This is a genomic window from Anaerolineales bacterium (genome assembly GCA_016928575.1).
Lineage (GTDB): Bacteria > Chloroflexota > Anaerolineae > Anaerolineales > RBG-16-64-43 > JAFGKK01.
In genome coordinates this window covers 1-10564 of sequence record JAFGKK010000005.1, presented here as the reverse complement: position 1 = coordinate 10564, position 10564 = coordinate 1, and the positions used below count along the sequence as shown (strand labels likewise).

The 10564-nt window shown below is 63.8% G+C and carries 10 protein-coding genes; 7 read left to right on the top strand and 3 right to left on the bottom strand.

Translation table 11 applies throughout. From position 1 onward, the window contains the following. Nucleotides 1-126: 126 nt before the first annotated feature. The 3 genes from JW929_00885 to JW929_00875 all read right to left on the bottom strand — a co-directional run bounded on the left by JW929_00885 (nucleotide 127) and on the right by JW929_00875 (nucleotide 2593). A complete protein-coding gene (locus JW929_00885) occupies nucleotides 127-861 on the bottom strand; it encodes an amino acid ABC transporter ATP-binding protein (protein MBN1437937.1) in 735 nt (244 codons plus the stop codon). A 31-nt stretch (nucleotides 862-892) separates the two neighbouring features. Next, nucleotides 893-1735 (bottom strand): amino acid ABC transporter permease, encoded by an 843-nt coding sequence (locus tag JW929_00880; protein ID MBN1437936.1) that lies wholly within the window; start codon nucleotides 1733-1735, stop codon nucleotides 893-895. Between the two features lie 114 nt (nucleotides 1736-1849). Continuing rightward, the gene (locus tag JW929_00875) at nucleotides 1850-2593 is read right to left on the bottom strand and encodes a basic amino acid ABC transporter substrate-binding protein (GenBank protein MBN1437935.1); all 744 of its coding nucleotides are present in this window, start codon (nucleotides 2591-2593) and stop codon (nucleotides 1850-1852) included. Between the two features lie 515 nt (nucleotides 2594-3108). Between JW929_00875 and JW929_00870 the strand changes: the two genes are divergently transcribed. The 7 genes from JW929_00870 (at nucleotide 3109) to JW929_00840 (ending at nucleotide 9890) form a co-directional block, all read left to right on the top strand. Then, nucleotides 3109-4680, top strand: a complete 1572-nt coding sequence (locus JW929_00870) for a ThiF family adenylyltransferase (GenBank protein ID MBN1437934.1) — start codon at nucleotides 3109-3111, stop codon at nucleotides 4678-4680. A 9-nt stretch (nucleotides 4681-4689) separates the two neighbouring features. Continuing rightward, the gene (locus JW929_00865) at nucleotides 4690-5427 is read left to right on the top strand and encodes a hypothetical protein (protein MBN1437933.1); all 738 of its coding nucleotides are present in this window, start codon (nucleotides 4690-4692) and stop codon (nucleotides 5425-5427) included. Between the two features lie 172 nt (nucleotides 5428-5599). Continuing rightward, complete coding sequence (locus JW929_00860) at nucleotides 5600-6436, top strand: hypothetical protein (GenBank protein ID MBN1437932.1); 837 nt, start codon at nucleotides 5600-5602, stop codon at nucleotides 6434-6436. A gap of 453 nt (nucleotides 6437-6889) precedes the next feature. After that, the gene (locus JW929_00855) at nucleotides 6890-7156 is read left to right on the top strand and encodes an EsaB/YukD family protein (protein ID MBN1437931.1); all 267 of its coding nucleotides are present in this window, start codon (nucleotides 6890-6892) and stop codon (nucleotides 7154-7156) included. Nucleotides 7157-7159: 3 nt separating this feature from the next. Beyond that, nucleotides 7160-7867: a Mov34/MPN/PAD-1 family protein gene (locus JW929_00850; GenBank protein MBN1437930.1), complete on the top strand. Its 708-nt coding sequence runs from the start codon at nucleotides 7160-7162 to the stop codon at nucleotides 7865-7867. Next, the gene (locus tag JW929_00845; protein MBN1437929.1) at nucleotides 7860-8717 is read left to right on the top strand and encodes an FHA domain-containing protein; all 858 of its coding nucleotides are present in this window, start codon (nucleotides 7860-7862) and stop codon (nucleotides 8715-8717) included. The genes JW929_00850 and JW929_00845 overlap by 8 nt, the downstream gene beginning before the upstream one ends. Before the next feature lie 3 nt (nucleotides 8718-8720). After that, nucleotides 8721-9890, top strand: coding sequence for a VWA domain-containing protein (locus JW929_00840; GenBank protein MBN1437928.1), 1170 nt, complete (start codon nucleotides 8721-8723; stop codon nucleotides 9888-9890). The last annotated feature ends 674 nt before the right edge of the window (nucleotides 9891-10564 follow it).

Below are 10564 nucleotides of genomic sequence, written 5' to 3'. Positions count from 1 at the left end.
GAGAGGGGGAAGGGGCCAGGGGATAGGGGTGAGGATGGAAAAGAGCAGGATTTCATTTCAGTATTACTGAGGCTGAGCAGATACAAACCGTTCATTTTGAGTAAACCAGTAAATCCCGCCCGTCGATCACTGCGCGTGCACGTGCAGGACCTTGCCGAGGAAGTCCTTCGTCCGCGCCTGCCGCGGGCGGGAAAACAGCGCCTCGGGCTCGCCCTCCTCGATGAATTGGCCCTCGTCCATGAAGATCACCCGGTCGGCCGCGGCGCGTGCGAAGCCCATCTCGTGCGAGACGACCACCATCGTCATCCCCTCGAAGGCCAGCTTTTCCATCACGTCCACCACTTCGTTGATCATCTCCGGATCCAGGGCGCTGGTCGGCTCGTCGAACAGCATCACCTTGGGGTTCATCGCCAGAGCCCGGGCGATGGCCACCCGCTGCTGCTGGCCGCCCGAAAGCTGGGCGGGGTAGCACTTCGCCTTGTCGGGGATGCCGACCTTTTCGAGCAGCTCGCGCGCCACCCGCTCCGACTCGGCCCGGTCGCGCTTGCGGATGATGCGCTGGGCGAGGGTGATGTTCTCCAGCGCCGTCAGGTGCATGAACAGGTTGAATCCCTGGAAGACCATCCCGACCTCGGCCCGCACCGCGTTGATGTTTTCGGCCGTGTCGAGCGGGATGCCGTCGACGGTGATGCGGCCTTGGTCGTATTCCTCCAGCCGGTTGATGCAGCGCAGGAGGGTGGATTTCCCCGATCCCGAGGGGCCGATGATCACCACGCATTCCTTGCGCTTCACCTCGAGGTTCACCCCGCACACCGCTTCCAGCGCGCCGAAGCGCTTGACCACGTTTTCGATGCGGATCATGATGTCCGAGCCGTCGGTTTTTTTCATTCGCTCACCTCTCGAACTTCGACCGCTTCTCGATCCAGGTCACGATCCGCGCGGAGAAGAGAGTCATCATCAGGTACAGCAGCGCGATCATCGCCCAGGTTTCAAGCGGGATGAAATTGACCGACATGAACTCCTGGCCGCGGCGGGTCATGTCGGCCACCGCCACGACGCTTACCAGCGAGGAATCCTTGAGCAGTGAGACGAACTCGTTGCCCATCGGCGGCAGAATCACCCGCACCGCCTGCGGCAGGACCACGTAGCGCATCGTCTGGGCGTAGCTCATCCCCAGCGAGCGCGCGGCTTCGATCTGCCCCTTGGGGATGCTTTGGATCCCGGCGCGGTAGATCTCGCTCATGTAGGCGCCGTAGCAAATCGTCAGGCCGAAGATAGCCATCGGCAGGGCCGGAGCGCGGAAATCCGACAGGAAGGCAAGCCAGGTCCCGGTGTAGGCGTCGCCGATACTCTGGACCAGCGCCGGGAAGGCGTAGTACCAGAAAATCAGCTGGACCAAAAGCGGGATCCCGCGGACGATTTCCACATAGAGGGTCGATAGCCCGTAGATGACGGGGTGCTTCGAAATCCGTCCCAACCCACCGACCAAACCAACCACGACGACCATTAAGAAGGAGAGGACCGTCGTCAGGAACGTGATGGCGACCCCGTCGGACACGTAGCGGAAGATCCTGCCGTACGGATCGGGGTAGGTAAAAATCAGGAAGGCGGCCAGCGCGGCGACGGCGATCACCAGCCCCCACCAGGGGTCCATGTGAGCGCCGAGCTCTTCGCCCGGCGCCGCAAGAACCGTTTTCTGCGCGGTCGCTGCCTGTGCCTTCGTTTTCTTTTCCATAATCCGCATCCAAGGCGCGCGCGGGGCGCTCCGCCGCCGCTCAGCTCCGGCGGTGCGGAGCGCCCCGCATGAAAAAACCGCGAGGCGTTTGTCGCCCCGCGGTGTGTTTCCGTCCTACTCGCCCAGGTCCAATGTTTCGACCCACTTCTTGTTGAGTTCGTCGATCAGGCCTTCCGCCTTGACCTTGGCCAGGCCGCTGTTGAGCTTCTTGAGCAGGTCGGTCTTGGTCTTGCAGACGGCGATTCCGATCGATTCACCGGTCAGCGGCTCGCCGACGGCTTTGAGCTTATCGGAATACTTGGCGACATAGCCGAGGGCCATCACGTTGTCGGCCACGACCGCGTCCACGTCGCCGTTCATCAACGCCTGGAAGGCCAAGCCGATCGTGTTGTAGTTGATCAGCTCCGCGCCCTCGATCCCGTCGACGAGTTCCGCGCCGGTGGTGGAGATCTGCGCGCCGATCCGCTTGCCCGTCAGATCGGCCTCGCCGGCGATGTCGGCGTTGTCCGCGGCGACGACGATCTGCTGTCCGACGGTGTAGTACGGATCCGAGAAGGCCATGTTGGCTTTGCGCTCCTCGGTGATCGAGACGGAGGAGATCGCGGCGTCGTACTGGCACTGGGCCACGCCGGCCAGCAGCGCGTCCCAGGCGACGTTGACGAATTCCACGTCCAGGTTTTCCTTCTCGGCAATGGCCTTCATCAGGTCGATGTCGAAACCGATGATTTCCTTGGTCTCTTCATCCACGTACTCGAACGGCGGCCAGGTGGCATCGGTGGCGACGATGACCTTGACCTTGGCGGGACTGCAGCTGATGACAAACATGCTTAGCAGAAGAGCCACGACCCAGCGTTTCATCCTTCCTCCTTGAGGTTTGGGGCGGGAACGGATCCTTCCCCAGCGAGATGGGCTTCTTGGTTTCCGGAGTTTTTTTCTCTCGACTCCACCAACCTGGGCTGGATTATAGCGCAGATTCATGTTTGGATTTCCGACATCGTCCGCCGCTTGGTGCTCCGCCCCTGCCAAAATCGATCCCGCCGATCGGATTCGGATCAGCTTCGAGCGCAACTGCGAACCTGGCGTAGACGCACAGAAAACCACTGTTCTGCGGGTCCATCACCGTTGTTATTCCATCCTAATTACGACTATTTTTATCGCAATAATTTCCTCTAACGTAATTTCTCGATCATTTTTTATTCTCCCCCGGCTTTTCTTTAATAAATGCGGACTATTGGATTGTTGACAATCACGGGAAAATGAATAGAATAATTGGTATGCTGGTCAGACCAGCATACCAGTACACTCGAATGAGAATTTCTCCCGTTGGTCATGTAACACTTTCGCAAGCGATAGCCGGCCGGCTATCGGCTTCATTGCTTGACGGTACGATCAAACCGGGAGGGCAACTGCCTTCCGAACGGGAGTTGATCCAACAGCTTGAAGTCAGCCGGGCGACTCTGCGCGAGGCGCTTAAAGCGATGGAGGAAAACAACCTGATCGAAGCCCGAGCCGGCGTGGGCTGGTTCGCCCGCGCGCTCGACGCCGAGACTCTGGCCGCCGCGCGGGGGCTCTCGGCCTACTACCGACGCCCGGGGAGCGCAAAAGATCCCGCCCCGCCTGCGGGCGATCCGCCCGAAGGGCCGCGCCGCCTGCCCGCTTCTCCCGACAAGCCCCTCCACATCCCCAACCTGAAGACCGACCGGCTGGGGACCTTCGAGTTCATCTCCTGGTGGGAGCGCGAGAAGGTGCGAAGCGCCAAGGTGCTGGTGGTCGGCGCGGGGGCGCTGGGCAACGAAGTGGTCAAGAACCTGGCGCTGATGGGCGTGGGCAACCTGTTCGTGATCGATTTCGACACCGTGGAAGCGGCCAACCTCAGCCGCTCGGTCCTGTTCCGCGACGGCGACAACAAACGCAGCAAGGCCGAGGTGATCGCGGCCCGCGCCAAATCCCTCAACCCGGATCTGCACGTCCAGTTCCTGCACGGCAACGCGACCACTCAGCTCGGTCTGGGGGTCATCCGCCGGATGGACGCGGTGATCGGCTGCCTCGACAACCGCGAGGCGCGCCTGGCGCTGAACCGCTTCTGCTACTGGATGAACAAACCCTGGGTCGACGGCGCGATCCAAGAACTGCTCGGCCTGGTGCGGGTGTTCGTCCCCGGCCGGGGCGCGTGCTTCGAATGCACCCTCACCGAAAGCGCGCGGCGCGACCTTTCCCTGCGCTACTCCTGCCCCCTGCTCGCGCGGCAGAACATCCTGCTCGGCAAGGTGCCCACCACGCCGACGATCGCCTCGATCATCGGCGCGATGCAATCCCAGGAGGCGCTCAAGCTGATCCACGCGATGCCGGTGGAGGCGGGCAAGGTGACCCACTACAACGGCCTGACCAACGAGATGCACACCAGCGCCTACGTGCCGCGCGAAGATTGCGAAAGCCACTGGACGTACGGCGAAGTGACCGAACTGCCAGCCCGCGCCGAAGGAACGACTCTGGCCGAAATGCTCAAGATCGTCCGCCAGGATTTGGGCGAGGAGGCGGTGTTCGAACTCGACCAGGAGCTGATCCTGACGCTTTCGTGCCCGCAGTGCAACACGCGCCAAGAAGTGCTGCGGCCGCTCGAGGAAGTGACCTTCGAAGCCGGGCACTGCCCGACCTGCGGGATCCTGCGCGAGACCGAATTGACCCACGAGATCACCGGCGCCGAAACATTCCTGCACCGCACCCTGGGCAGCATCGGCGTCCCCCCGCTCCACATCCTGCGCGCCCGCAACGCCAGCGAATTCCGCTTCTACGAACTGACCGGCGACCTGCCCGAGGCGCTGCACTTCCGCCACTTCGAAGACGTTCCCGCCGCCGGAATCCCCCTGCGCGAACGGATTTCGATCGGCGAAGAGGTGCCGCTGGAGGGTCAATCGAAGCCCCGGATCGTTCTGCACGAGGCATAGGCCGAACCCATGAGCCGACCCCCGGAATCCCCGCGGACGGAATACCGAACGCCGAAGCTGTTCCTTCTGCTCTTCCGGCTGGAATTGCTGGGCATCATCGCCTCCCTCTCCGCGGGAGGATTCGCCGCCGCGGGCGTGCTGAACGACACGGTGGCGCCGTGGCTCTATTCCGCCGCCGCCGCCGCCGGCCAAGGCTTCCTGATCGGCGCGCTGGCCCGCGCATTTTACCGGCGCTATTCGCGCCTGCTGCAATGGGCGGCCGGCGCGGCCGTCACCGCGGCCGGATTGCTCGTCCTCGGTTGGCTGACGCGCGGGCTGGCCGGCGCCGGCGGCCGGATTCTTGCCGGACCGGACTGGACGGCTTTGGTCCATCTTCTTATCGGCGGCGTCGCCTCCACCCTCGCCTTCGCCGCCGGACGGATCCAGTATCCATCCCCGCCGCTCGAACCCGCCGACTTCGCCCAAGCCGCGGCCGCGGCGGATGGGCATAAGGTCAGAACCCCGAAGCCGGAACCCCGCCCGGTCCGCGAGCGGATCCGCGGCGTCCTGCGCTTCTTCCGCAGGAACAACCGCGATTCAGAAATCCGGCTGGTCGGATCCGAAGCCCACCGCTGCCCTTATTGCCTGCAGCCGATTGTGCCGAACGATCCGCGCGGAGTGGTGACTTGCCCGATCTGCAAGACCCGCCACCACAAGGATTGCTGGGACATCACCGGGATGTGCCAGGTGCCGCACTACCACACGTGATCGGCCTCCGGACGCCGGAGAGGACGACGATGCACAAAGAAAAGCCTCGCCGCACAGACGCACAGAACGCCAAGGGAGCAAAGAAAAATCCTTTGCCCGCTTTGCGGCTTTGCGGTGAGGTTTCGGAATTGTTTTATTCTCAACGGGATTCCAACGGGAGGAGTTGCACTCCATGGCTGACCTGTCCGTAACCATCGTTCTGCCCAGCGGCGGGGCCCGCGCCGCCGAAATGCCCGACGACGCGCAGATCCGCGACCTGATGGCGGAGCTGACCTCGCTCTTAAAGCTGCCGACCGTCGGTCCCGACGGGCGGCCGATGGGCTACCGGATCGACAGCAAGGCGCTGGGCCGCGAACTGCGCGAGGACGAGACCCTGGCCTCGGCCAAGGTCCCCGCGGGCGACCGGCTGATCCTGACCGCCGACATCACCGCCGGCGGGACGGCGCTCGCGCAGAGTCCGCGCGTGCGGCGGCTGATGGCGGATTACCAGCTGATGAAGGAGCTCACCGCACAAAGCAGCCTGATCAGCTTCGAGACCCGCGGCGTCCACGGCACGCCGGCCCCCGAACGCTACATCGTCACCTACAAATGCAAGGGGATCGCCGCGGTCGACAAGCAGGGCCGGCCGAAATATTCGACCCACCACCAGGTCCAGATCTACCTGCACAACCAGTACCCCCAGCGCTGGCCGGGTCTGCAGTGGCTGACTCCGATCTGGCATCCGAACATCCACCACCTCAACAAGACGGTGTGCATCGACGCCGCTTGGTGGACCGCCAGCCGTTCGCTGGACCGGCTGGTGATCATGCTGGGCGAGATGGTGCAATACAAGAATTTCCACGACGATCCGACCAAGCCGCCGTTCCCGTGGGACGCAGACGCCGCCCGCTGGTGCCGGGCTTATCGGACCCGCCACCCCGGCGCCTTCCCGGTCGACCCGCGCGAGCTGCTCCGCCCGGGACGAATCAAAGTCGCGCAGGGAGCCGCACCCCGCATCCGGCTGAAATAGCGCTGCGGGGCGTCCAGAGAGGAGGAACCATGGCAAACGCATACACGGAGATCCGCAGGGGTCACATCCTTCCGGGATTCCCTTTCCCGCTCCGCTATCCGGGGAGGGCCATCGGAAGAATTCGCGAGGTGCGAAGCAGGCTGGCGAAGGCGCTGGGAATCGAGCGGAGGCTTGTCTTCTGCATGGGGAAAATCCCCACCAACGCGAAATGGGGCGAAAAGAATGATGCGGGGGCCGAAGTTTTCCGCGGGCCGCAAGCGGAGCCCTGCAAGCCCCTGCGCCCATGGGCGATGATCCTGCAGGAAAACAAAATCCGAAAATGACATCCGCCCAAAGCCGCGGAATTGCGGCCGCCGTTCCCCGCCGGCCGGTACGCGGCGGGATGAGCGAGGCCGGTTCTGTCGCGGCGGCAGGCCGGAAAAACCGTCAAACATCGAAAAAGGAGATGAGACAATGGCAGACACATCCGTAACCGTGGTGCTTCCCTCGGGCGGCTCGCGCAGCGCCGAAGTTCCGAATGACGTTCCGGTGAAGGAATTGATCCCGGAGCTGACCACCTCGCTCGAGCTGCCGACCACCGGCCCGGACGGCCGGCCGATGAGCTACCGGATCGACAGCAAGGCGCTGGGACGCGAATTGCAGGAGGAGGAAACCCTGACCTCCGCCCAGGTGCCGGTCGGTGACCGGCTGATCCTGACCGCCGACGTGACCGCGGGTTGATCCGTGGAAACCGTCCCTCCGGTGGAATCCGGAGCGTCGATCCGGACGGAACCGCCGCGCGTGCGGCTCGGCCCGCCGGATGCGTCGGGCCCCCAGCCTTCGCGGATGCCGCGCGGCCGCTCCCGGCGCTGGAATTCCGTCTTCGACCGCGCAGGGCAAGCCCCCGCGGTGGCGGTGTTCTTCACCCAGCCGGCCTTCGTCCGGGTCTGCTCGCTGGCCGGCAGGGATCTGGAGAACGAGGTCGGCGGGGCGCTGATCGGCCGGTGGCGGATCGATCCGCCGAGCGGAGAGCAGTACGTCGTGATCGAAGCCGTGCTCCCGGCCCGCCACACCCGCCAGGGCAGCGCCTTCCTGACCTTCACCCAGGATACTTTGCTTGCCTTCCAGGAGGAGCAGGAGAGCCGCCACCCCGGCAAGCGGATCGCGGGATGGTTTCACACCCACCCCCGGATGGGAGTGTTCTTCTCGGATTACGACATCTGGCTGCACCGGCACTTCTTTCCGGAACCGTGGCAGGTGGCGCTGGTGATCGAGCCGCACACCCAGATCGGGGGTTTCTTCATCCGCGGGGAGGACGGCCGGATCGACCCGCACGCCTACAGCGGGTTCCATGAAATCCTCGGGCGCTCGGGCAGAAGCCTGGTTTACTGGAAGAACCTCGAGCCGGCGGAATCCGGGGAACCGATGGAAGGAGCAGGGAACCATGAATAGAACCATGCGGACCTACTACTACGGGGTGCTGGGGGCGATCGGCGGACTGGTCGGCTGGCAGATCAGCAACCTGACCGGTCTATCGTTCACCCAATCCATTTACCTCAACGATCTGATCCTCGGGGCGCTGATCGGTCTGAGCGTCGGGCTGCTGATCGGCATCGCCGAGGGCTTGTTCACCCTGAACTTCCCGCGCATGCTGCGCTCCGGATTGATCGCCGCGGGCCTCGGCCTGCTGGCCGGTGCGATCGGCCTGCCGCTGGGAGAACTGCTGTTCCAGCTGGTCGGTGCCGGATGGTTCGGCCGGGCACTGGGCTGGGCGTTCTTCGGAGGACTGCTCGGCCTGGCGGAAGGCATCAGCGGCGGCAGCCAGATGTGGAAGGGCGCGCTGGGCGGCGTGCTCGGCGGAACGGTCGGCGGGATCCTGCTCGAGGCCGTCCGCTCCGCGCTGGGCGATCCGGCGCTGGGCAAAGCGCTCGGGATGGTCCTGCTGGGCGCGGCGGTGGGCGCGCTGATCGCGCTGATCGTCGTCCTGCTTTCGCGGGCCTGGCTGGAAGTGACGAGCGGCAAACTGCGCGGGACCGAATTCATCCTCGACAAGTTCATGAAAAAATCCGGGCCCAGCGTGATCCTCGGCAGCGACGCGCTCAAGGCCGACATCGTCTTTCCGGACCCCGACATCGACCCTCAGCACGCCATGCTGACCGGAACCGGATCGGCGTTCCGGATCAAGGACATGAGCCGGGCGGGGACGTTCCTCAACAACCGGCGGGTGGAGACGACCGAGCTCGCGGACCGGCAGACCCTCCGGCTTGGAAACACCGAAATGATCTACCACGAAAAGAGGTGACCCATGGAGGGTTTGTGGAAACGCATCCGGTTCTTCGCCGTGCCGATCGCGCTGGCGGCCTTCTGCGCGCCCGGAGGGGCGGCGCGGGCGCAGGACAGCGAGCCGCTCGAAGTGCACATCACCCAGGTGGACGCCTCGGCCTTTCCCACCGTGAGAATCTACCTTTCGGTTACGGACAGCGCCGGGGAGCCCGCCCCGGTGGATCTCGAGCGGATCCGGCTCTACGAAAACGGGACACTCATCCAACCCGACAGCGTCGAGGCGATCGGCGAAAGCGCGCCGCTCACCACCATGCTGGTGATGGACATCTCCGGCAGCATGAATTACGCCGGAAAGATGGAATCCGCCAAAGCGGCCGCGATCGCCTACGTAAACCAGATGCGCAAGGGCGACGAGGCGGGGCTGATCTCCTTCGACACCGAGATCACCTACGTCCAGCCGACCACCAAAGACCGCGAGGCCCTGAAGGCGGCGATCGAAAGCCTGCGGACAGGAAGCGACACCGCGATGTACGACGCGGTCTACGAGGGGATCGAGCTGCTGCAGGCCATTTCCGGCCGAAAGGCGATCATCGTCCTGACCGACGGGATGGACAACCGCAGCAAGCACTCGGCCGAGGAAGTGCTGGCGCGGATCGGCCCGGAGGGGCTTTCAATCTCCACGATCGGCCTCGGCGACACCTCCGAACAAGCCGGCGGCTACGCCGGGATCGACGAAACGGCGCTCCAATACCTTGCCCGGCAAGCCGGCGGCACGTACGGATTCGCCAGCGACCCCGATTCACTGCGCCGGCTTTATGAACTGTATGGGCGGGCCCTGCAAAGCGAATACGTGATCACCTACACCTCCCCCGCCGCGCTCCGCGACGGGTTGAACCGCTCCCTGAGCGTGCAATTGGCCGAGGACATCCCCTCTCTCCCGGGCGAAAGCCAATTCAATCCCGGCGGCTTGGTGCCGGAAGTGCCGGCGTCCCCTTCCTACAACTGGTCGCTCTTTTTGAGTTTGCTGGCGGCGTTGATGGCCATGCTCCTGGCGCCGATGGGAATCCAGTGGGCGGCGGCGCGGATCCACAGTGCGGGCAAGCCGGCGAAAGCGGCTTCGTCCGCCAAGGCGGCAGCGCCGAAGATCAAGCTCAGCGAAGCCAAGAAAACCCCGCGGGTGAAATTAAAGTAGTACCAAAGACCGAGGCGGTCCGTCATCCCGGCACGGACGAAGCCGGGACCGCCTCGGTCTGCCAAGCCCAATAATCCACCTGGAATTATGGGACCAGCGCTCCCCGCCCAAGACGCGCGGGGAGGTCGGACGGCTTGATTCACAACCACTTTTGGAAAGGACTGCCGCGGCAAGTCCCGGTTGGAACCACGCCGGAAGGCGCGCCGCGGCGGTCTCTTCATCCACCCTGATCCCCCCGTTTTCCCGGGGAGGATTATTCCTGGTGAACCCTCGGAAAAAGGCATTTTTTTCGCAACTGCTCAGCTGGCGGTCGTCATGCCGGCGCGAACTTAGCCGGCATCCAGTAAATCTTCGATAAATACTGGCCCCCGGCTTCGAAACCCGCTTCCCTCGCTTCCCCCGCTTCGCGAGGGCAGGCGCGTGGGTGACGGATAAAACCAATAACACCGGTGATGTTATGCCGAGATTATTCTGTCGAAATAATCTGGCTGAGCAGCTGCCTTTTTTCTAACAACGGGATATTCGGCGATCTCCGGATAATCTTGCCACAAAAAGCACAGGGAACGCGGAAAAAATACCTTTCCATCTTTTGCAAATTCCGGTCAATTCGGCCACCGATTCCGGTGTAATCCGGCCGCCCCATACCAACCCTCCATCATCAGCGACGAGATTGT